The 21,310-nt window shown below is 70.2% G+C and carries 19 protein-coding genes; 9 read left to right on the top strand and 10 right to left on the bottom strand.

Annotated features, from left to right (window positions below; genetic code table 11):
• The first annotated feature begins 177 nt into the window (after positions 1-177).
• From IF78_RS46260 to IF78_RS0119745, 3 genes are read left to right on the top strand one after another with little or no spacing between them, the layout of a single operon-like run.
• Positions 178-303, top strand: a complete 126-nt coding sequence (locus IF78_RS46260; RefSeq protein ID WP_267882961.1) for a hypothetical protein — start codon at positions 178-180, stop codon at positions 301-303.
• A 5-nt stretch (positions 304-308) separates the two neighbouring features.
• Positions 309-938, top strand: coding sequence for a TetR/AcrR family transcriptional regulator (locus tag IF78_RS0119750; protein ID WP_167348322.1), 630 nt, complete (start codon positions 309-311; stop codon positions 936-938).
• Positions 939-971: 33 nt separating this feature from the next.
• Entirely contained in the window at positions 972-1,700 is a 729-nt protein-coding gene (locus IF78_RS0119745; protein WP_031483603.1) for a Mut7-C RNAse domain-containing protein, read from the top strand.
• Here the strand turns inward: IF78_RS0119745 and IF78_RS0119740 are convergent.
• The 5 genes from IF78_RS0119740 to IF78_RS0119720 all read right to left on the bottom strand — a co-directional run bounded on the left by IF78_RS0119740 (position 1,697) and on the right by IF78_RS0119720 (position 10,421).
• Complete coding sequence (locus tag IF78_RS0119740; protein ID WP_031483601.1) at positions 1,697-4,099, bottom strand: galactose oxidase family protein; 2,403 nt, start codon at positions 4,097-4,099, stop codon at positions 1,697-1,699. The two genes, IF78_RS0119745 and IF78_RS0119740, sit on opposite strands and share 4 nt — an antisense overlap.
• Entirely contained in the window at positions 4,096-5,277 is a 1,182-nt protein-coding gene (locus IF78_RS0119735) for a glycosyltransferase (RefSeq protein ID WP_031483600.1), read from the bottom strand. Before IF78_RS0119735 ends, IF78_RS0119740 begins: the two co-directional genes overlap by 4 nt.
• Positions 5,274-6,923 carry an ArnT family glycosyltransferase gene (locus IF78_RS0119730; protein ID WP_031483598.1) on the bottom strand — a complete coding sequence of 550 codons (1,650 nt, stop codon included), beginning with the start codon at positions 6,921-6,923 and terminating at the stop codon, positions 5,274-5,276. The genes IF78_RS0119735 and IF78_RS0119730 overlap by 4 nt, the downstream gene beginning before the upstream one ends.
• Positions 6,920-8,197: a glycosyltransferase gene (locus IF78_RS0119725; protein ID WP_031483596.1), complete on the bottom strand. Its 1,278-nt coding sequence runs from the start codon at positions 8,195-8,197 to the stop codon at positions 6,920-6,922. Before IF78_RS0119725 ends, IF78_RS0119730 begins: the two co-directional genes overlap by 4 nt.
• Positions 8,198-8,387: 190 nt before the next feature.
• A complete protein-coding gene (locus IF78_RS0119720) occupies positions 8,388-10,421 on the bottom strand; it encodes a thioredoxin domain-containing protein (RefSeq protein ID WP_031483594.1) in 2,034 nt (677 codons plus the stop codon).
• A gap of 156 nt (positions 10,422-10,577) precedes the next feature.
• Between IF78_RS0119720 and IF78_RS0119715 the strand changes: the two genes are divergently transcribed.
• Entirely contained in the window at positions 10,578-13,814 is a 3,237-nt protein-coding gene (locus IF78_RS0119715; RefSeq protein WP_031483592.1) for a tetratricopeptide repeat protein, read from the top strand.
• Between the two features lie 33 nt (positions 13,815-13,847).
• Here IF78_RS0119715 and IF78_RS0119710 read toward each other — a convergent pair whose 3' ends face one another.
• Together IF78_RS0119710 and mca are read right to left on the bottom strand one after the other, a co-directional pair.
• Positions 13,848-14,108, bottom strand: a complete 261-nt coding sequence (locus tag IF78_RS0119710) for a hypothetical protein (RefSeq protein WP_078662512.1) — start codon at positions 14,106-14,108, stop codon at positions 13,848-13,850.
• The gene (gene mca, locus IF78_RS0119705; RefSeq protein WP_031483587.1) at positions 14,101-14,961 is read right to left on the bottom strand and encodes a mycothiol conjugate amidase Mca; all 861 of its coding nucleotides are present in this window, start codon (positions 14,959-14,961) and stop codon (positions 14,101-14,103) included. Before mca ends, IF78_RS0119710 begins: the two co-directional genes overlap by 8 nt.
• A gap of 168 nt (positions 14,962-15,129) precedes the next feature.
• Between mca and IF78_RS0119700 the strand changes: the two genes are divergently transcribed.
• On the top strand, positions 15,130-15,528 hold the full coding sequence (locus IF78_RS0119700; protein WP_031483584.1) for a DUF4307 domain-containing protein: 399 nt from the start codon (positions 15,130-15,132) through the stop codon (positions 15,526-15,528).
• Between the two features lie 211 nt (positions 15,529-15,739).
• Positions 15,740-16,240, top strand: a complete 501-nt coding sequence (gene greA / locus IF78_RS0119695; protein ID WP_031483582.1) for a transcription elongation factor GreA — start codon at positions 15,740-15,742, stop codon at positions 16,238-16,240.
• A 79-nt stretch (positions 16,241-16,319) separates the two neighbouring features.
• Here greA and IF78_RS0119690 read toward each other — a convergent pair whose 3' ends face one another.
• The 3 genes from IF78_RS0119690 to ilvA all read right to left on the bottom strand — a co-directional run bounded on the left by IF78_RS0119690 (position 16,320) and on the right by ilvA (position 19,585).
• Positions 16,320-17,174, bottom strand: coding sequence for an ABC transporter permease (locus IF78_RS0119690; RefSeq protein ID WP_031483580.1), 855 nt, complete (start codon positions 17,172-17,174; stop codon positions 16,320-16,322).
• A complete protein-coding gene (locus IF78_RS0119685) occupies positions 17,171-18,148 on the bottom strand; it encodes a daunorubicin resistance protein DrrA family ABC transporter ATP-binding protein (RefSeq protein ID WP_031483579.1) in 978 nt (325 codons plus the stop codon). The genes IF78_RS0119690 and IF78_RS0119685 overlap by 4 nt, the downstream gene beginning before the upstream one ends.
• Positions 18,149-18,355: 207 nt before the next feature.
• Positions 18,356-19,585, bottom strand: a complete 1,230-nt coding sequence (ilvA, locus tag IF78_RS0119680; RefSeq protein ID WP_031483578.1) for a threonine ammonia-lyase — start codon at positions 19,583-19,585, stop codon at positions 18,356-18,358.
• A gap of 163 nt (positions 19,586-19,748) precedes the next feature.
• Here ilvA and IF78_RS0119675 point away from each other — a divergent pair, with 163 nt between their 5' ends.
• From IF78_RS0119675 to IF78_RS49730, 3 genes are all read left to right on the top strand, one after another.
• The gene (locus IF78_RS0119675; protein WP_031483576.1) at positions 19,749-20,255 is read left to right on the top strand and encodes a MarR family winged helix-turn-helix transcriptional regulator; all 507 of its coding nucleotides are present in this window, start codon (positions 19,749-19,751) and stop codon (positions 20,253-20,255) included.
• A 248-nt stretch (positions 20,256-20,503) separates the two neighbouring features.
• Complete coding sequence (locus tag IF78_RS49735; protein WP_031483574.1) at positions 20,504-21,016, top strand: sigma factor-like helix-turn-helix DNA-binding protein; 513 nt, start codon at positions 20,504-20,506, stop codon at positions 21,014-21,016.
• Positions 21,013-21,261, top strand: a complete 249-nt coding sequence (locus IF78_RS49730; RefSeq protein ID WP_031483573.1) for a hypothetical protein — start codon at positions 21,013-21,015, stop codon at positions 21,259-21,261. Before IF78_RS49735 ends, IF78_RS49730 begins: the two co-directional genes overlap by 4 nt.
• Positions 21,262-21,310 lie beyond the last annotated feature (49 nt).

Here is a 21,310-nt window from a genome sequence, read left to right as displayed (position 1 = left end):
CATGCCCTTTCCCCGCGGACAGCAGCATTCTTTTGATAGCACCTCTCATTTCATGGACACTGTCACTTCAGGCACTATCCTCCTCGCCGGGTCGCTGGTCGGCGCGCTGGCCGACGCGGCTCAGCTCGCGGCCTCCGCGAACAGCGCGTACGTGCACGGCACGGGGGTCGCCTGCTGGTGTGCGGCGTCGCGGCCCTCGTCGCCGCCCTGCCGGCGGCGGCGTTCCTGCCGGCCACACCCCGCCCGACCGAGACCTCCACCACCGCGGACATGGCCGCCGAACAGGCCGATGCCCGACAATGACCCGCATGACACCCGCACGCCCCGTCCCCCTCCCCGAACGCCCCCAGCTGGGGCTTCGCGAACGGAAGAAGATCAAGACCCGGATGGCGATCCGTGAGGCGACGTACACCCTGATCAAGGAGCAGGGCTACGACGCCACCACGATCGAGCAGATCGCCGAGCGCGCCGAGGTGTCGCCGTCCACGGTCTTCCGCTACTTCCCGACCAAGGAGGACATCGTCCTCACGGACGAGTACGACCCGATCCTGCTGGCGGAACTGCGCAAGCGGCCTGCGGACGAGCCGTGGATGGAGTCCCTGCGGTACGTCGTGCGGCTGGCCATCGGCGCCGCGACGGAGGAGGACCCCGAGGTCGTCCGGCTGCGTTCGCATCTGCTGGTCCAGGTTCCGGCGGTGCGCTCCCGGATGCTGGAGAGCATGTCGGTCACCGGCCGGATGCTCGGCGAGGCCATCGCCGAGCGCACCGGCATGGCACAGGACAGCTTCGAGGTACGGGTCTTCACGATGTCCCTCATCGGCGGCCTCGCGGAGATCTCCCTGTACTGGGCCGAGCACGACTTCAAGGACGACCTCCAGGACCTCCTCGACCGCGCCCTGGACGTCATCGAGCACGGCCTCCCCGCGAAAAACACCTGAAGCACGAGCCCTGGGCCGTGACATCCTGACCTGGTGAACGGTCCCGAGATCCATGTCGAGTTCGCCCCCGAGCTGCGCTTCTTCCTCCCCAACGGACGGCGTGAGAACGGTGCCGCCCGGGCCGCCACCGACGGCGTCTCGACCCTCGGCCATGTCGTGGAGTCCCTCGGCGTCCCGCGGACCGAGGTCGGCGCCGTGGTCGTGGACGGCCGGGAGGTGCCGGTGTCGTACGTCCCGGCGGGCGGCGAGTCCGTCACGGTACGGCCCGTCGCGCGCCCCCAGCGGGTGCCCGGCGCTCCCCTGCGCTTCCTGCTCGACGTCCACCTCGGCACCCTCGCCCGCCGTATGCGCCTGCTCGGCGTGGACACGGCATACGAGTCGACGGACATCGGCGACCCCGCGCTCGCCGCGCGCTCGGCCGCCGAGCAGCGGGTCATGCTGAGCCGGGACCGGGGGCTGCTGCGGCGCCGCGAGTTGTGGGCCGGCGCATACGTCTACAGCACCCGGCCCGACGAGCAGCTCAGTGATGTACTCGACCGGTTCCGGCCCGAGTTGCGTCCCTGGACCCGCTGCACCGCCTGCAACGGCCTGCTCAAGGAGGCCACCAAGGACGAGGTCGCGGACCAGTTGGAGGGCGGGACGCAGCGGTCGTACGACGTCTTCGCGCAGTGCACCGCATGCGGGCGCGCGTACTGGAAGGGCGCGCACCACGAGCAGCTGGTTGCCATCGTGGAGCGCGCCCTCGCCGACTACGCGAACTAACGCCGGGTCACATCACCCTTTCCGCACGCGATTCCGTCCTTGTTCCTGTCCAGCCTGAGCGGGTCGTCCTTGCCGTTGACGTTCAGGCGGCCGTAGTCGTTCTTCGTCAGCCAGTCGCAGCGGGACTTCGTCGTCGCCTGCACGGTCGGCGGGAAGTCCGTCGGGACGCAGACGTTGGCGGAGCCGTAGTGGCGGTCGCAGCCGGAGACGGTCGGGCTGACCTTCTGCGACGTGCGCTTCTTGCCGGGGCCCGTGACCTTGCCCTTGAGGTCGTCGGCGAAGTCGTGGACGTGCGGCGAGGCGGCCGTGGCGCTCAGGGCCTGCGGGCCCTGGAGGTGGACCCACTTGGCGACCGACGGGACCCCGTTGGCATCGACCGCGAAGAGCATGTACCAGCCGGGCGGGGCCAGGTTGGGGTTGCTCGTCACGTTCAGGTCGACGTTGTTGCCGTCCACCGACAGGGGCAGGTCGACGAAGCGCTGGTTCGGGTCGGAGGAGTGGGTGACGGCGGCCGGGCGGATCAACTCGGCCTTGGCGATGGGCCGGTCGACGGTGATCCGCTGGGTGTCGCCGTACGTCCACTCGGTGTCGATCACCGATGTGATCGTCGGGCGGGGGCCCTTGAGGAGATACGGCGGGGTGTAGATCGACACGTCGTGGTTCCAGCTGCCGTTGCCCGGGTTGTCGCCGGTCGCCATCACGCGGCCGTCGGGCAGGAGGAAGGCCGAGGAGTGGTAGCCGCGGGCCTCCGGGTCTACGGCCACCGGGTCGAAGGTGTTGGTCTGCGGGTCGTACAGCGAGGTCTCGAAGACCGGGTCGGCACGGTTGTGCAGGGCGCCGCCCGTCTCCAGCACCTTGCCGTCGGGCAGCAGCACCGCGGAGGCGTACATCTTGCCCTGGCCGCCGGTCTGCGGGACCTTTCCGTTGCCGAAGTCGACGGTGCCCTGCGGGAGCGGCGGGCCGGCGACGTAGGACGGGTTGGGCTGCTTGAGGTCGATCACGTCGGTGAGGCGGTTGGCGTCCGGGTTGGAGTCGATGTTGCCGCCGCCGATGGTGAGGACCTTCTGGTCCTGGGCCGGGGGCAGCAGCACGCTCGCGGACTGGTCGCGCTCGTCCTTGTTCCGGAGGCCTGGAACCTGGGTGATCGTGTTGGCGTTGTAGTCGTAGATCGCCGATCCGGTGCCCGGGATGTTGTTGCCGAAGGTGTGGCTGCCCGAGTAGAAGAGGCGGCCGTCCTGCATGAGGATCATCGACGGGTACAGGCCCCAGAACGACCAGGTCTGGTTGACCTTCCAGGTCGGCTGCCACTTCTGCTCGGCCTGCGACCACACCTCGGCGGTCACCGAGCCGGTGGAGTCCTCCTTCAGACCACCGAAGGAGATCACGTCACCGTTGCCGAGGATGGTCGCCGACGGGTACCAGTGCCCGTCGTTCATGTCGTTCGTCCTGACGTACGCCTCGGTGGCCGGATCGAAGAGGTACGAGTCCTTGTACCCCTGGTAGCCGATCCTGCCGTCCGCCGACGGATAGCCCTTGTTGCCGCTCATGATCAGCACGCGCCCGTCCTGGAGCTGGACGTGCCCGGCGCAGAACATGTCCTTGGGCGTGGGAATCTGCTTGTACGTGCCGTTCGCCGGGTCGTAGACCGCCGAGGTGAAGGTGCCCGCCGCGAACTTCTCCGGGTCGTTGCCGGAGCCCGCGATCAGCAGGACCTTGCCGTTGTGGAGGACGACCGAGTGCATGGACCGCACCGGGTTCTGGGTGGGCAGTACCTCCCACTTGCCGTTGGCGCACTCGTCCGCCGTACCGGTGCACACCGGGGGCGGGACCGGGTCGGCGACCTGCTCCATGGTGTAGTCGTCGGTGGTGGCGGAGCCGGTGCCGTAGACGGAGACGCCCCAGCTGATGCGGTCGGTGCCGGCCGGGATCTCGGGGGTGCGGACCGACGCCTGGGTCCACGTCCCCGCCATCTCCAGCGTCTTGAGGTCGGTCCAGTACTGCCAGCCCTTCGTGGTGTCGTGCCGGAAGAGAGTGACGTTGGCGTCCGGTGTGGTCGTCTTGTACCAGAGGGACAGGTCGTACTGCTTGCCGACCGTCACCACGGGCGCGCAGTCGGCGGACTCGGTGATCAGCGCCTTGCGGTCGCCGTCCACGCGCCGGGTCAGCGTGACCTTCATCGCCTTGCCGCCGGAGTGGGCGTCGGTGGTCGTGGCAAAGGTGAAGTCGTTGTCGCCCCAGCCGGATTTCTGCCAGCAGTACGGCATGTCACCGGTGCCCGCCGTCTCGAACCCGGGGTTCTTGATGAGGTTGGCGGCGGAGGCGGACTGGGGCGAGGTGAGGAGAAGGCCTCCGGTGAGGCCCATGACGGCCAGCAAAGCCGATCTCCGTCTGAATCTCATGCAGTACTCCTTGCTGTGCGGCTCCTGCGCGGCAGATAGACCAGCGCCTCGGTACCGACGAAGCGCAGGACGAAGGTGATGACCAGGGCCAGCGCGGTGGCCGGCAGCACGGCCAGCCCGAACTGGCCCACCAGCAGCGCGATCAGCGGGATGCGCAGCACCAGGTCGGCGTTGGCGAGCAGCGCGAACCGGACGGTGCGGTCGGCCCAGTGGCGGTGTCGGCGCCGGTCGCGGAACAGCAGCTTCTCGATGAGCAGGAAGTTCCAGGCCACGCCGAACTGGTTGGCGACGATCTCGGCGGGAAGGTAGTGCAGCCCCGCCTCGGTCATCGCCCACAGCGCTGCCAGGTTCGGCACGAAGCCGGTCAGCCCGATCAGCCCGAAGACCACCATCCGGGCCAGCGGGTCGGCCGTACGCAGCCCGGCCAGGTGCCGCAGGAAGCGGCGCCCCTCCGCCGCCGTGGACTTGGACTCCCCCGCGAACCGCTCCTGGAACACGAACGGCACCTCGGTGACCGCGCGCGGGCGGCTGCGGACCGCCAGCTCCAGCAGGATCTTGTAGCCGAGCGGCTTCAGCGCCTCGGCGGTGATGTCGCTGCGGCGGATGGCGAAGAAGCCGCTCATCGGGTCGCTGATGCCGTGCAGCCGGCGCGGGAAGAGGGACTTGGTCAGCCAGGTCGCCGCCCGTGACACGGCCACCCGGTAGCTGCCCGCGAGCCCGGCGCGGCTGCCGCCCTTGATGTACCGGGAGGCGACCACGAGCCCGGCGTTCGCCCGCTCGCCGGTGACCACCAACTCCGGGACGAGCGACGGCGGATGCTGGCAGTCGCCGTCCATGACGACGATCCAGTCCGAGCCGGCCGCCTTCATGCCCTCGACGACCGCGCCACCGAGCCCGCCGACGGGATCGTCCCGGTGGATGACGGTGACGGGGAACGGGCAGTCCTGCGCGGCCTCCTTGATGACCTGCGGGGTGTCGTCGGTGGAGTCGTCCACGAAGACGACCTCGCAGGGCAGCCGGGACGGCACCGACTCGGTGATCTGGTGCAGCAACTGCCGTACGTTCGCAGACTCGTTGAAGGTCGGCACGACGATGGTGACGGCGCCCGGCTCGGCCACCTCGGCGGCCTCGACCGCCGGATCACCGAGCTCCTCGGGGGCGGTGTACTCGTGGGTCATCGCACGCCTCCGGCGGCTGTCTGGATCTGGCGGATCTCGATGCGGTCGTCGCCGCTGCCGAACACGGCGACCGGGGTCGAGTGCTCCATCGCCGCCTTGACGTTGGGCAGGTCGACCGCGTCGCGCCGTACCGTCGGCGAGGCGACGACGTAGTCGAGGTCCTTCCAGCCGCGCGGCATCGTCTTCGTCACGGCCGGGTCGAGGTCGGCCTTGTAGAACCAGATGACGCCGCGCCCGGGCTGGTACCCGGCGTGCACCAGGTCCAGCCACAGCGCGTCGTCGACGAGGACGCGGGTGTCCTTGGGGTCCTCCACCTCGGTGGACAGCCACTTCGAGGCGGCCTGGTAGGGCGCGTTGGCGTCGGCGGTGACGGCGGTGCGGTCGCCGTCGTACCAGCGGGGCACGACATAGGCACCGGCCGCGATCGCGAGCACGGCCGCGAGGGCGTACCGCCCGCCGGTGACGTACCGGTGCTCGGCCTCGGACCGCCACCGCCGCAGTACGGCGTGGGCGACGGAGGCCGTTCCTCCGGCGAGGACCAGGGCGAGGAACGGGAGCGCCTGGATGACGTACATGGCGGGCAGGTAGCCGCTGGGGCGCATGGCCACCAGGGCGAGGATCGCCACCGCGAACGACGGTCCGGCGAGAGCGCGTGCGGTGACCGACCAGCGCCAGGTGAACAGGAGCAGCAGCGCGCCCGCGAGGCCGCCGACGATGAGGACGCGGTCGTAGTAGAGCCACGACTGCAGGACGCCGTGCGAGCCGGAGCCCTGGTCGAGGATGAAGCCCGAACCCGGCCTGGTCATCTGGTACTTGATGCCGTCCCACAGCGAGACGTGCCCGCTGCCCGGGAACAACTCGCCCTTCAGCAGGGCGAACAGGGGGTACGCCAGACCGATCAGCGCGCACGCGGTGACGGCGCCGGTCAGGGCGAACTTGCGGGTGTCGCGGTGGCTGTGCCACCACATGGTGATGAAGACCGCCGGGAGGACGAAGAGCATCGTCTCCTTGGTCAGTACGGCCGTCGCGGCCGCGATCCCGGCGCCGAAGTGGTGCCAGAGGTGACGGCTCGGCGAGGCGGCGAGGGCGAACGCGAGAAGCGTCCACATCACCGCCAGGTTGTCGAGGAAGATCTCCCGCTGGAGGACGACCGACAGCGGCGAAAGGCCGAACAGGACCATGCCGAGGCCCGCCGCCCAGCGCGGCAGGGACAGCCGCCGCCCGAGCACGTAGACGAGGACCGCGCTGACCGCGCTGATCACGAGCATCGCGGCGCGCATGCTGCCGACGGTCATCGACTCGGGGCTGAGCGCGGCCGGTATCCAGGTCAGCAGGGCTATCTGGATCCAGCCGAGGGGCGGGTGGTCGTACCAGTACGTGTAGTGGGCGAGGCCCCGGCCCTCCTGGACGGCCCAGGCCTGGGCGAGGTAGGTGCCCTCGTCGTCGCTGAGGGTGGGGTAGTCGGCGATGTTCCAGCCCTGCACGACGAGGATCGCGACAAGGAGTACGCCGCACAGGATCAGGTCGGGGCGGGAGGAGCGGAGGCGGAGCGGCAGGCTTGTTCGATTGGTCGAACGCTCGATAGGGACAGGTTGTCTCTGCGCGGGGACCTTCGGAGTGGTCACCGCGGGAAGGGTGGAGGTCACGCAGGGACGTCCTCTCGGAGGCCTCGGGCGGCTTCGGCGTCGGCGAGATGCGCGCCGACGTGGGTGGTCAGCTCCCAGTCGTTCTGGCCGCGCTGCTCACGCCATACGGCGCGGACGGCGGCCCCCGCGAGGAGCACCTGGTAGAAGGGACCGCCCACGACGAGCTTCAGGTAGTGGACGAAGCGGACGCGAAGCCCGTACTGCTTGCCGAAGTCGTGCAGTCCGACGACCTCGAAGACGAAGGTGACGAGCGCGGTGACGGCCGGCAGGAAGGTGATGAACGCGACGCTCACCGGAACGTCCAGCCAGAGCGCGACGGCCACGTTGAGCGGGATGATCAGGCCGGTGAAGGCCTGCATGAACGGCGTGGTGAGGGTGTAGCGGGCGAGCAACCGCTGCCCGAAGGTGGGCAGTTGCTTCCAGTCCTTCTTCCGGTAGACCTGAAGGAAGCCCTGGTTCCAGCGGGTGCGCTGCTTGAGCAGCGACATGAGGCTGCCGGGCGTCTCCTCCTTGGTCACCATGTCGGAGTCGTAGGCGACGACGACCTTCTTGCCGACGCTGGACAGCCGCACGCCCAGATCGCAGTCCTCGGCAAGGCAGTCGGGGTCCCAGCCGTCGGCTTCCCTGAGCACGTCGGTGCGCACGAAGACGGTGTTGCCGCCGAGCGGAATGAACCCCTTCTGCGCGTGCAGGTGGAGTCGCGACCGGAACCAGAAGAAGTACTCCAGGCAGTTGCGCAGGCTGTACCAGCTGGAGTGGAAGTTGATGAGCTGGACGCCGCCCTGGACGACATCGGCTCCCGTGGTGCGGAAGGCGTGGTCCACGTGCGCGAGCAGCTCCGGATGCACCTGGTCCTCGGCGTCGAAGACCCCGACGACGTCGCCGCGGCAGTGCGGCAGCGCCGTGTTCATGGCCTTCGGCTTGTTCTTCTTCTCGTGGGTGTCGACGACGACACGGACCCGCGGGTCACGTGCCGCGGCCCTCTCGGCGACCTCCGTTGTCTCCGGGTCGTCGTGCCCGACGATGACGATGATCTCGAAGTCGGTGTGCGTGGATTCCAGCAGCCGCTGGATGGTGTGGTCCAGCACGGCCTGTTCGTGCCGTGCCGGGAGCAGCAGCGAGAACGACACGTGCTCGCCACCGTCCGGTCTGCTGAACCGGGTGGAGGCAAGCACCTCGGGCGTACGCCACGCGTGCATCTGCCACCACAAGGTGAAGGCCGCCATCCAGAACAAGGCCAGCGAGACAGCCGATATGAAGACAGAAGTCAACAACAGATCCCCCCAGATCCCAATGCCCCCTGTCGCGACGGTGCGTCACACCAGTCGCGGCACTGTGCAGAGATTAGGGGGGATCTGTGAAGTCCGCAGTCCGTTTCAGTGAAGAGCGCGTTTCATCACAACGATCCCCGAGAGTGAACAATTCGAACACAGCTCACGTAACCGCCCCGTACCCACCGACATTTCAGCTGGTCAGCGCGGCTCGCAAGCGGTTCGGATCGGTGGTCGGGGCGTCGCACGTGAAGTTGCGGCAGACATAGGCGGCGGGTTGACCCTGCTGCAACGGCCGGTCGGCGAGAAGCGGAAATTCGTCACTCTCCGGAGTTCCCAAGGCCACGACCGCACCCGGAGCGGTGGCCAGAAGTGCCGTGTGGTGCAAGGCCTTTGTCGCCTCGTCGTCGAGGCCCGGCCCGACGATCGCGACCTCGCGGGGCCCGTCGAGGTTGGCCTCGGCGACGGCCAGCCCCCAGCCGATGAAGCGGGGGACGCGCGGGCCGAGGGCCTTGACGACGCCGAGCGCCTTCTCGGCGGCGGCGCGATGGGGTTCCGCGCCGGTCTGGGCGGCGTAGCTCAGCAGGGCGCCGGCCGCCGCGGTCCAGCCGGAGGGGGCGGCGTTGTCGGTGGGGTCCTGGGGGCGGCGGATCAGCCGCTCGGCGTCGGCCGCGGTGTCGTAGAGGGCGCCGGACTCCCCGTCCACGAACCGGGCGAGCACGTGGTCGAGCAGGAACCCGGCGAAGTCCAGCCAGACGCCCTCGCCGGTGACCGAGGCGAGCGCGAGGAAGCCCTCGGCGACGTCGGCGTAGTCCTCCAGCACACCCGCGTTGGCGCCGACGCGGCCGTCCTTGCTGGTGCGGGCGAGGCGGGCGGCGTCGTCGAGATGCAGCCGGACGAGCAGGTCGGCGGCGCCGAGGGCGGCGTCCACGAGGTCCGGGCGGTCGAAGTAGGCGCCGGTCTCGGCGAGGGCGGCGATCGCGAGGCCGTTCCAGGCGGCGACGATCTTGTCGTCGCGGCCGGGGGCGGGGCGCTCGGCCCGCGCGGCGAGCAGCCGCTCCTTGACGGAGGTGATCTTCTCGGCGTCGAACACACCCTCGTGCTGAGGCAGTTGGAGGACGGAGGAACCCTGCTCGAAGGTGCCCTCCTCGGTGACGCCGAAGTACTGGGCGGCGAGTTCGGCGTCGTCGTCGCCGAGGACCTCACGCAGCTGCTGCGGGGTCCAGACGTAGTAGGCACCCTCGACGTGCCTGCCGGTGCCGTCGTCACTGTCGGCGTCGAGCGCGGAGGCGAACCCGCCCTCGTCGGTGCGCAGTTCGCGGACCATGAAGTCGGCGGTCTCCAGCGCGACGCGCCGGGCGAGCTCGGAGCCCGTGGCACGCCACAGGTGGGCGTAGACGCGGCACAGCAGGGCGTTGTCGTACAGCATCTTCTCGAAGTGCGGCACGACCCAGTCCCGGTCCACGGAGTACCGCGCGAAGCCGCCGCCGAGCTGGTCGTAGATCCCGCCCCGGGCCATCCGCTCACACGTGTCCTGCGCCATCTGCAGCGCACCCTCGGCCCCGGTCCGCGCGTGATGCCGGAGCAGGAACTCGATCACCATGGACGGCGGGAACTTGGGCGCCCCTCCGAACCCGCCGCGCTGCGGGTCGTACTCCCGGGTGAGCCCGAGCAGCGCCTGCGCGAGCTCCTGCTCGCCGGGGGCCTCGGTGCCGCCGAAGGAGATCTCCCGCTCGGCGAGATCCCGGGTGATCTTCCCCGCGACGTCGGCGACCTCGTCCCGCCGGTCGGCCCAGGCGCTGCGCACGCCCTCCAGCACCTGGCGGAAGGAGGGCATGCCGGCGCGGGGGGCGGGCGGGAAGTAGGTGCCGAAGTAGAAGGGCTCGGCGTCGGGGGTGAGGAACACGGTCATGGGCCAGCCGCCCTGGCCGGTGGCCGCCTGGACGGCCTCCATGTAGACGGCGTCCACGTCGGGTCGTTCCTCGCGGTCGACCTTGATGTTGACGAAGTGGGCGTTCAGGTAGGCGGCGGTCTCCTGGTCCTCGAAGGACTCGTGGGCCATGACGTGACACCAGTGGCAGCTGCTGTAGCCGACGCTGAGCAGGACCGGTTTGCCGCTCTTACGGGCCTCCTCGAAGGCCTCGGCCGACCACGGCCACCAGTCGACGGGGTTGTCCGCGTGCTGGAGGAGGTAGGGGGACGTCTCGTGAGCCAGTCGGTTCGGCATGGGGTCCATCCTGCCGCAGTACCCCTCTGACGTCCGACATCACACAGCCTGGGGCCGGTGCGGGGGCGGGATGATCCGTTCCGGCCCTCTCCACAGGGCGCTCCGTCCGCAGCACACTTGACCAAGAACGCCGTTGCCGCCGGAGGGGGACGTGACATGCGAGACAGCCATCGGACCGATGCCGAGCGGCTGTTGGCCCGGGCCGTGGAGGAGGAAGTGCGGCGCTCGGGCGGGCGCACCGACGGGCAGGTGCTGATGTCACGGGCGCGCGGGGCGCTCGACGCGATGGCGCAGACGGCGGCCGAGGAGTACGAGGCGTACACCCGGGCCCTGGACGAGGCGGAGGCCGGCCGGCTGACGTTCGGGCAGCGCTTCGCCCGCGAGGGCGGCGGTACGCCGCTGATGGTGGCCGGTGTCGCCGCGGTCGCGGCACTCGTGTCCGACCTGGCCCTCGGCACCAGCACGGGAACCGCGGTCAGCGCGGGCGTGACCGTCGGCGTCGTGGGCGCGGCGGCGACGGTCGTGAAGGTGGCCGGCACCCACCTCCCCGCCGCGCACCAGCGCGCCGGCGCCGTCGGCCAGCCCGGCGGTCCGGAACAGCTGCGGCTGCAGTGGCTGACGGCGCTGGAGGTACGGGGTATCCGCCCGTTCCTCGACCAGCAGCGGGTGCTGAGCGCGTCCACCGGCCCGAAGAAGACAGGGCCGCGGCTCAAGGGCGCGGACAAGAGCGCGGCGGCGCGCGGGCGCAGTGTGCTGGAGCAGTCGTTCGGGCAACTCCCGGAGGCGGTGGGCCCGTTCGCGGGGCGCCGGCAGGAGATGGCCCGCATCCGGCAGTGGGTGCAGGCGGCACGCGCGAGTACGGAGACGAAGCCGACGGTCGTCGTGCTGCACGGGGCGCCCGGCAGCGGTCGTACGGCATTGGCGATCCGCGCCGCTCACGACCTGAAGGACCAGTTCCGCGGCGCGTGCGTGGTGGACCTGCGCGGCGACACCGCCGACGAGCCGCCACTGTCCACGAGAGACGCGCTGCTTCATCTGCTCAACCGTTTGGGCGCACCCCGCGAACAGCTCCTGTTCCGCGAGCGTTCGTCCGCCGACCAGCAGGTCAAGCGGCTGAGCGAGCTCTACCACCAGCACCTCACCGGCCTCCCGGTCACGGTCGTACTGGACGACGCCTCGGACCCGGAGCAGGTCCGCACCCTCGTCCCCGAGCGCTCCGACAGTCTGGTCCTGGTCACCGCCCGCGAGCCCCTCGGCCTGCCCGCGGACCTCGCCGCCCGGGTGTACGAGCTGCCGGTGGAGTCGCTGGACGCGGCGGGCGCGGAGGAGTTGCTGACCGCGGCGGCACAGGACTCGTCCGGCCCCTATGACGCCGAGTCCGCCGACCGGATACGGCAGTTGTGCGGCGGGCTGCCGCTCGCGCTGCGCATCGCGGGCTCGTCGCTGGGCCCCCGTTCACCGCGCACCCTGGCTACGGACCTGGGCGCGTACGGCCCGGTGGAGCCGGTCGAGCGGGTGCTGTGGCTGCGCTACACGGACCAGTCGGAGGCGGCGCGGCGACTGCTGCGCAGGCTGGCGCTCGCGGGCCGCGCCTCGCTGGGCGCGGCGGCGGCCGCGTCGCTCCTGGCCACGGACGAGGCGGAGGCGACCCGGCACCTGGTGGCCCTGTCCCGGTCGGGCCTGATCGACCACGTCCGCGGCAGCCGCTACCGCCTGCACGACCTGGTCCGCGCCTTCGCCCAGGCCCGCCTTCTCGACGAGGAGGAGCCGGCGGAGCGTACGGCGGCGCAGGAGCGCCTGATCGTGAACTACGCGGAGTTGGCGGACTCCGTCCTGCGGCTGGTCGACGGCAACATGTCGACCCGCTCGGACCGCTTCAGCCCGCACGGATTCACCTCACTGGACGACGCGCTGCGCTGGCTGGACGACGAGTCGAGCTTCATCACGGCGGCGCTGCGGCACGCGGAGGAGGTGAACCAGGCGGCGGTCCTGAACCTGCTGGGCGCCCTGTGCGACTACTGCCTGCTGCGCGGCGACCTCTACCGTCTCGGCGAGATCAGCGAGCTGGCGGGTGGGGGTCCCCCCGCTCGAGCGAATTCGAGAGTGGGGGAGGTGGACCAGGGCCTGCTGGTCCGCTCGGTGCAGTGGCGCACCGGTATCGCGGCCCGCCAGCTCGGCGAGCTGGACAAGGCCCGCACGACCCTGACCTCGGTGGTCGACCTGTACATGGAGGCCCACCACGACGCGGGGGCGGCCCGCGCCCTGTGCTCCCTCGGCATCACGCTGCACCACCAGGGCAATCTCACCGAGGCGGCGACGAAACTCCGCGAGGCCTTGGACCTGCAGTCGGCACCGGCGCTGTCGACGGACCGCGCCTGGACGATGCACGCGCTGGCGGCGGTGGAACGGGACCGCGGCCGGATCTCCGAGTCGCTGGACCTGCTGACCGAGTCCCTGTCCCTGCACCGCGCCGGCGAGTCGATCCACGGCGAGGCCTGGGCGCACTTCCAGCTCGGCCAGCTGGGCCTGCGCATGGGCGACGTGTCGCGCGCGGAGTCGGAGCTGCGGACGGCCCTGGACCTGTACGGCCGTACCCGCGACGCCCGGGGTGAGGCATGGGCGCTCACCCAGCTGTCCCGTGCCCGCCTGGTCGCCGGCGACCCGTCCCCGGCGGTGGACGGACTGCGCCGGGCGGCCTCCCGCCACCGCGACAACGAGGACGCGCGCGGCGAGGCCTGGTCCGTCTACTACCTGGGCCAAGCCCTGGAGGAGACGGGCAACCTGGACCTGGCGGTCCGCGAGCTGGAACGCTCCCGGACGATGTTCTCCCGCATGCGCGACGTGTACGGCCTCGCCTGCGCCCGCCACCACTCGGCCCGCGTGACCCGCGACCAACGTGCGGCCCAGACGGGCTCGTTGAAGAACTCCGGGTTCGCCCGGCAACTGCTGATGGACGGCCGCGCCGACTTCCAGCGCATCGGTGTCGCGCACGGCGAGGCGTGGACGTGTCTGGAGCTGGCGGTGGTGGACGCCGGGAACACCCGTACGCAACAGGCGCTGACGCTGTGCGACGACGCGCTGAGGCTGTTCGCGTCGTACGGCGACCTGAGAGGCGAGGACTGGGCCCGCTTCCTGCGCTGCACGCTGCTGCCGTACGCGGCGCCCGGCGGCGTGGACGTCGGCACGGCCGTGGCGCAGGAGGAGCTGGCCCAGCTGTCCCGCGCCGCCCATCCGCTGCGGGACGCGAAGCTGGACGAGTACGTGGAGGCGTACCGGCTCCTGCTGGAACGCGGCGTGAACCTGGAGGCCGGCTGGCAGGCATGGCGGCTCGGCATGGTGCCGAACCGCCATGCGCGGGAGGTCATGGGGGTGCCGGTGGCGGCCCGGCAGTGACACGCCGCCGATCAGGCCGGCCCGCGAGGGCTCTCAGCCCTGCTGCTGCTTGGCCGGGCCGGTCGCCTCGGCGCCCTCGCCGGAGGGCTGCGCCTCCGGGTCCGGGGGCTCCTTGAAGTCGACCCTGCTCATGTGGTGGTTCATGGACTTCATCAGCCCCCACACCGCCACCGCCATCACCGCGAAGACGATGAAGCCGAGGACGCCGGGGGTGACCTTGTCCTTGTCGACCTCCTTGGCGAGGGTGACGAGCTGTGTCATTGCCAGGCTTGCGCTTGCGCTCATGTCAGGCATTGTCGCGGATGCCCGCAAAGAGGTCGTCCTCGGGGAGGGAGGTATCGACGAGGGACTTCGCCAGCTCGTACTCCTCCGTCGGCCAGACCTCCTTCTGAAGCTCCAGCGGGACGCGGAACCAGCCGCCGTCGGGGTCGATCTGGGTGGCGTGCGCGATCAGGGCCTTGTCGCGGATCTCGTAGAAGTCGCCGCACGGGACGTGCGTGGTGAGCGTGCGCTGCCCCATCCCGAACTCGTCCCAGCGCTTGAGCCAGTCGCCGTAGGGGGACTCCAGGCCGCGGTCGAGCATGGCCTGGTGCAGCGCCTCGGTGCGGGGGCGGTTGAAGCCCTGGTTGTAGTAGAGCTTCTGCGGCTGGTACGCGGGGCCGTATTCCGCCTCCGGGTACTTCTCGGTGTCCGCCGCGCCCTCGAAGGCCACCATCGAGATCTTGTGGGTCATGATGTGGTCGGGGTGCGGGTAGCCGCCGTTCTCGTCGTAGGTGGTGATCACCTGGGGACGGAACGAACGGATCTGCTTCACCAGCTCGCCGGCCGCCTTGTCGACGTCCTCCAGGGCGAAGCAGCCCTCGGGGAGCGGGGGCAGCGGGTCGCCCTCGGGCAGGCCGGAGTCGACGAAGCCGAGCCACTCCTGCTTCACACCGAGGATCTCGCGAGCCTCGTCCATCTCCTTCTTGCGTACCTCGTGGATGTGCTCCTCGATGTACTTGTCGCCCTGCAGCTTCGGATTGAGGATGGAGCCGCGCTCCCCGCCCGTGCAGGTCACGACCAGCACGTCCACCCCCTCGGACACGTACTTCGCCATGGTGGCCGCGCCCTTGCTCGACTCGTCGTCGGGGTGGGCGTGGACGGCCATCAGTCGCAGCTGGTCAGTCAAGACTCAATCCTTGTAGTCGGCGCCCCGGCGTCAACCGGTGCGATCGGCGGCTTCTATAGTGACCGAATCGGGGGGCGGATAATTCCGGGGTACGGCCCGGAGGCGCTCCTTTGGGACATCCGTCCCGCTCCGGTCGAGAGGACGATCATGAGTACGGCGAGCACGCGGCTGCCCGAGGGCCGCTACGGCCGCTCCTCGGACGCACGCGCCGACCGCACGCTCAAGGTCGTCGGCGCCGTCCTCGGGGTGGCGCTGCTGGCGCTGGTCGGGTACTTCGGCTACCACTACGTCGGCGAGAGCAAGATCAGCGCCGAGGTGATCGAGTTCGACGCGACGAAGGACGCGGTGAAGGTCCATCTGGAGGTCCGCAAGGACGCCGGCGCCTCCGGTTACTGCACGCTGCGCTCCCAGGCCGAGAACGGCGCCGAGGTGGGCCGGGCCGACTTCCGCTTCGACGGTGACGCCACCCGCATCGACAAGGTCGTCACGCTCCGTACGACGTCCCTGGGGACGACGGCCGAGCTGCTCGGCTGCCACGCCGACTGACCCCGTCGACCGAAACCGACCGACGCTGGTCGACACCGACCGGTTGTGTCCGCAATACGTAGGCGCTGACCTGCGTTGATGTGATTCTGATGGCTTATGTCCTCCCCCTTCGGCCATTGAATTGTTAGGCTCGTGGTTTCGCCCTTCCGTGAGGGAACATCCTTCTGGGTAGGGCGATGCTTTGTATTCCCAGTAACTACGAGGAGCACCTGTGACCCAGACCAGCGAGAACGTCACCTGGCTGACCCAGGAGGCGTACAACAAGCTCAAGGACGAGCTTGCGTACCTTACTGGTCCTGCGCGCACGGAGATCGCCGCCAAGATCGCGGCCGCGCGCGAGGAGGGCGACCTGCGCGAGAACGGCGGGTACCACGCGGCCAAGGAGGAGCAGGGCAAGCAGGAGCTCCGTGTGCGCCAGCTGACCCAGCTCCTGGAGAACGCCCAGGTAGGCGAGGCGCCGACATCGGCGGAGGGCGAGGTCGCGCCCGGCATGGTCGTGACGATCGCCTTCGACGGTGACGAGGACGACACCCTGACCTTCCTGCTCGCCTCCCGCGAGTACGCGAGCGCCGACATCGAGACCTACTCGCCGCAGTCCCCGCTGGGCGCCGGCGTCATCGGCCACAAGGTCGGCGAGGACGCCGAGTACGAACTGCCGAACGGCAAGAAGGCCTCGGTGAAGATCATGAAGGCCGAGCCCTACAGCGGCTGACCCGGACACTGCGGGGGCTGACCCCGACCGACATGTCCTTGACCGGCCCCCGGCGCCCATCTGGCGCCGGGGGCTTTCGTCATGCCGTCGCCGAGCGGTACTTCCGGACCGACAGGGTGCGGAATATGACGATGATCAGGAGCGAGTAGATCAGCGAGGCCCAGACCGGATGCTGCATGGGCCAGGCGTCCGAGGGTGAGACCCCTGGATTGCCGAAGAGCTCGCGGCAGGCCTGGACGGTGGCGCTGAAGGGGTTCCAGTCGGCGACGTGACGCAGCCAGGGGGTCATGTGGCTTGTGTCCACGAACGCGTTCGAGATGAAGGTGACCGGGAAGAGCCAGATCAGCCCGCTGGACGTGGCCGCCTCCGGCGTACTGACCGACATGCCGATCAGGGCGCCGATCCAGGTGAACGCGTAACCGAGCAGGAGCAGCAGCCCGAAGGCTCCCAGCACCCGGCCGGCGTCGGTGTCCCCGTCCGACCCGACGCGCCAGCCGACCAGTAGGGCGACGACGGCCAGGACGACCAGCGTCAGGGCGGTCTGGACGAGGTCGGCGAAGGTGCGCCCGGTGAGCACCGCGCCCCGCGCCATGGGCAGGGAGCGGAACCGGTCGATGAGGCCCTTGTGCATGTCGTCGGCGATACCCGCGCCGGAGCTGGCGGTGGCGAACGTGACGGTCTGCGCGAAGATGCCCGCCATCAGGAAGTTCTTGTAGTCCTCGGCGCTGGTGCTGCCCCCGATCTGCATCGATCCGCCGAAGACGTAGGTGAACAGCACCACGAACATGATCGGCTGGATGAGCCCGTAGATGATCATCTCGGGAATCCGCGACATCCGGATGAGGTTCCGTTTGGCAACGACCATGGAGTCCCGGACGGACTGGCTGACCGGGTTCGTGGACGGAGCGACGCGTACCGCGTCGAGAGCACTCACTTGACGGCCTCCTTGCCGTTCTCCTCGTCCTTCACCTCGGCCACGTGTCCCGTCAGGGACAGGAACACGTCGTCGAGGGTCGGGCGACGCAGGCCGATGTCGTCGATCTCGATGCCGCGGGTGTCGAGCTCGCGGATGACCTCGGCGAGGAGCTTGGCGCCGCCGGTCACGGGCACGGTGAGCTGACGCATGTGGTCCTCGACCGTGGTCTCGCCCTTGCCGAAGCCGCGCAGCACCTCGGACGCGGCCGGGATGTCCTCGCGCTCGTGCACCACGACCTCCACGCGCTCGCCGCCGGTGCGGGCCTTGAGCTGGTCGGAGGTGCCCTTGGCGATGACGCGGCCGTGGTTGACCACCGCTATGTCGTGCGCCAGGTGGTCGGCCTCTTCGAGGTACTGGGTGGTCAGCAGCAGGGTCGTACCGCCCGAGACCAGCCGCTTGATGACGTCCCACAGCATCTGGCGGTTGCGCGGGTCGAGGCCGGTCGTCGGTTCGTCCATGAACATCACGGGCGGCGAGACGACCAGCGCGGCCGCGAGGTCGAGGCGGCGGCGCATGCCGCCGGAGTAGGTCTTGGTGGGGCGGTCGGCGGCGTCGGTGAGGTCGAACTGCTCCAGCAGTTCCGCCGCGCGGGCCTTGGCCGCCTTCGCCCTCATCTGGTAGAGCTGGCCGACCATCTGCAGGTTCTCGCGGCCGGTGAGGTACTCGTCGACAGCCGCGAACTGGCCGGACAGGCCGATGGAGCGGCGTACGGCGTCGGGATGTTTGAGGACGTCGATGCCCGCGACGACCGCCGAGCCGCTGTCGGGACGCAGCAGGGTCGTCAGACAGCGGACGGTCGTCGTCTTGCCCGCGCCGTTCGGCCCGAGCAGACCGAGGACCGTGCCCTCGGGGACATCGAGGTCGACGCCGTCCAGAGCCCTTACGTCACCGAAGGTCTTCACCAGGCCTTCGGCATAGATGGCGCCTGGCATATGAATCTCCACGTCGTCGGGGATGGATTCGGAAGCGTGCGGAAAGCCTAGGTTTGCACTGGGTCGGCACTTTTCGCTCCATGCCGTGACTCAGCGTTGTGGCGAGGATACGAGACACACCATAACGCGATGTATCGCGTCTCTCAACGAGGATTACCCGAACGAGTGACAAAGGGTCTCCGACCTGGCCTTTCGCCGGCTCGAGCCTCAGCCGATGACGGTGTAGCCCGCCTCGCGCAGGGCCTGACCGACCTCGACGCAGTGCGCGGTGCCCTTCGTCTCCAGGTGCAGCTCGACCTCCGCCTCCGTGAGCCCGAGCCGTGGGTCGGTCCGTACGTGACTCACATCGAGGACGTTAGCGTCCACCACTGACAACACCCCCAAAAGCGTGGCGAGCGCGCCCGGCCGGTCCGTCAGCCGCAGCCGTACGGCCAGGTAGCGGCCCTGCGCCGCCATGCCGTGCCGCAGGACACGCTGGAGCAGCACCGGGTCGACGTTGCCGCCGGACAGCACCGCCACGACCGGGCCCTCAAAGGCGCCGGGGTCGCTCAGCAGCGCCGCGACGGGGCTCGCCCCGGCCGGCTCGACGACCAGCTTCGCCCGCTCCAGGCACAGCAGCAGGGCGGTGGCCAGCTCGTCCTCGGTGACCGTCCGGACCTCGTCCACCAGGTCGCCGACGATGCGGAACGGCACGTCACCGGGCCGCCCGACCTTGATGCCGTCGGCCATCGTCGCCGGATTGTCGACCGCGACCGGGTGCCCGGCCGCCAGCGAGGGCGGGTACGCCGCCGCGCCCGCCGCCTGCACGCCCACGATGCGCACGTCCGGCCGCAGCGCCTTCACCGCCGTGGCGATCCCCGCCGCGAGCCCGCCGCCGCCGATGCCGACGACGATCGTCCGCACCTCCGGGCACTGTTCCAGGATCTCCAGGCCGACCGTGCCCTGGCCCGCGATGATGTCGGGGTGGTCGAAGGGGTGGATGAACACCGCGCCCGTCTCGGCCGCGTACTCCTGCGCGGCGGCCAGCGTCTCGTCGACCACCTGGCCGTGCAGGCGCACCTCCGCGCCGTAGTCCCGGGTGGCGCTGATCTTCGGCAGCGGGGCGCCCTTCGGCATGAACACCGTGGAACGCACGCCGAGCAGCGCCGACGCCAGGGCGACACCCTGCGCGTGGTTGCCGGCGCTCGCGGCCACGACCCCCGCCGCCCGCTCCTCCGGGAGGAGCCCGGCGATCCGCACATACGCGCCGCGCAGCTTGAACGATCCCGTCCGCTGGAGGTTCTCGCACTTGAAGTGCACCGGCGCGCCCACCAGCTGGGTCAGGTGCCTGCTGCCCTCCATCGCCGTCACCCGCGCCACGCCCGTCAGCATCTTCTGGGCGCCGCGCACGTCGTCGAGCGTGACGGGAGGCAAGGAGTCAGCCGTGCTGTTGCTCATGACCCAAGTCTCGCAGTTCACAGGCGCGACGCCCTGGTGTGACCAAGCACCGAGATGGGTTTCGGCAGCCCTGGTACACCCCGGGTCCGGGCCGCGTACCCTGTCCCCCAACCCAGCACCCCCTTCATGAAGTGAGCCCCCGGCCATGCCCACAACACCTGAAATGTCGATGGACATGACGACCGTCGCTGACAGCGGTCTCCTCGACACGCTGCAGCACGAGGTGGCGGTGTTCGCCCGCCGTGCCGAACAGACCCGGCTCGGTGGGGTCGGCCAGGTGCGCAACTCCATGGACCGCGCCGCATACCTGCTGCTCAACCGCCTCGACAAGGAAGGCCCCATGGGCGTCAAGGCGCTCGCCGCGAGCATGGGGATCGACTCGTCGACGGTCACCCGGCAGGTGGCGCCGCTCGTCGACACGGGGCTCGTCAAGCGGACCTCGCACCCCGAGGACGGGCGGGCGGTGGTGCTCCAGCTGTCCCCGCGCGGGCAGTCGCGGCTGGAGGAAGTGCGCTCGTCCCGGCGCCAGTTGATGGCCGAGCTGACGCACGACTGGGCACCCGAGGAGCGCGAGGCGTTCTGCACGCTCCTGACTCGCTTCAACACCGCGCTGTCCACGCGGATGGCGGCACAGGGCATCTCGGGCGCGGAGACGCCTACGGCGTCCTGAAGGGCGGGGCGGCGGGGGGTGGCCGTCCCGCGCGTGCGATCGGGAGCCGGCACAGGAACCGGCACGCGTACGTGATCGTGTGATCAGGCACCGGCACGCGTGCGTGGACGTGTGATCGAGTCCCGGCTCTTGACCCTGAGCCGCCGCTGGCCTCATATGAAACCGGGTCCTCTTCTCGTACGCGAGCGATGTCTCATGTACCTGGGTCGGGGCCCGGTTCCGCAGGGCTCACTCAGGCGGGAGGGGCGGTGGGACGACGGCGTGCGGCCCAGGACGCCCGCCGGGCCCGGGAGTTCAAGGCGTTCGTCGCGGGCGCGGCAGGGCGGCTGCTGCATGCCGCCACGCTGCTCACCGCGGAGCCGCCGGAGGACAACCCGCGCGCGAGGCGCCTGGTGACGCTGTCCCTCGCGCACACGTACGCGTGCTGGGACCGGCTGCGCGGCGAGGACCCGTACGACCAGGCCCGCCAGTACCTGGCCACCCGCTTCTCCCGCGCCGCCTGGCACCAGTACGGCGGCCTGGGCGGGCTCGGCCGGTTCCGCCCGCACCCCGACGGCCCGCTCGCCCGGCTCTCCCCGCAGGAACGCCTGATCCTGGTCCTGCGGCTGTACGAGGGCGTTGCCGAGGAGCAGGTGGCGGCGCTGCTGGGCCTGCCGAGGGAACGCGTGCACGCGATGTGCGACCGGGCGACCGCGACCCTGCTGCATCCGCCGCGGGGGCCCGCACCGGCCGTGCTCGGAGCGAAGGCGGTCTCGCCGTGAATCGTCCCCAACGGGAAGCGGCCGTACGGCGGATCATGGAAGGCACGCCGCCGCCCGTGCCGCCGGATCTGTACGCGGAAGCAGTACGCCGCGGTGGCCGCATGCTGCGCCGAAGGACGGTCGCCGTACGGCTGATGTGGCTGCTGCTGTTCGCCGCGACGGTGGCGTTCGTGGTGTGGGCACTGACGGCCCGCCCCTGGGTGGAGCCGCCGTCGGAGACGACTCCACCGCTGACGGGCTGGTGAGGACCGCTGACCGGCTGGTGAGACCTTCCTGCGGGCCCCTGGCCGGTCT

Origin of the sequence: Streptomyces bicolor (assembly GCF_000719285.1) — a bacterium.
In the GTDB taxonomy this organism is placed as follows: domain Bacteria; phylum Actinomycetota; class Actinomycetes; order Streptomycetales; family Streptomycetaceae; genus Streptomyces; species Streptomyces bicolor.
This window is presented reverse-complemented; position numbering and strand designations above follow the sequence as displayed.

Coding starts and splice junctions, on each gene's coding strand:
- IF78_RS0119750 (WP_167348322.1), top strand. CDS start 309: ATGACACCCGCACGCCCCGTCCCCCTCCCCGAACGCCCCCAGCTGGGG.
- IF78_RS0119740 (WP_031483601.1), bottom strand. CDS start 4,099: ATGAGATTCAGACGGAGATCGGCTTTGCTGGCCGTCATGGGCCTCACC.
- IF78_RS0119735 (WP_031483600.1), bottom strand. CDS start 5,277: ATGACCCACGAGTACACCGCCCCCGAGGAGCTCGGTGATCCGGCGGTC.
- IF78_RS0119720 (WP_031483594.1), bottom strand. CDS start 10,421: ATGCCGAACCGACTGGCTCACGAGACGTCCCCCTACCTCCTCCAGCAC.
- IF78_RS0119715 (WP_031483592.1), top strand. CDS start 10,578: ATGCGAGACAGCCATCGGACCGATGCCGAGCGGCTGTTGGCCCGGGCC.
- IF78_RS0119710 (WP_078662512.1), bottom strand. CDS start 14,108: ATGCCTGACATGAGCGCAAGCGCAAGCCTGGCAATGACACAGCTCGTC.
- mca (WP_031483587.1), bottom strand. CDS start 14,961: ATGGCCGTCCACGCCCACCCCGACGACGAGTCGAGCAAGGGCGCGGCC.
- IF78_RS0119700 (WP_031483584.1), top strand. CDS start 15,130: ATGAGTACGGCGAGCACGCGGCTGCCCGAGGGCCGCTACGGCCGCTCC.
- IF78_RS0119685 (WP_031483579.1), bottom strand. CDS start 18,148: ATGCCAGGCGCCATCTATGCCGAAGGCCTGGTGAAGACCTTCGGTGAC.
- ilvA (WP_031483578.1), bottom strand. CDS start 19,585: ATGAGCAACAGCACGGCTGACTCCTTGCCTCCCGTCACGCTCGACGAC.
- IF78_RS0119675 (WP_031483576.1), top strand. CDS start 19,749: ATGTCGATGGACATGACGACCGTCGCTGACAGCGGTCTCCTCGACACG.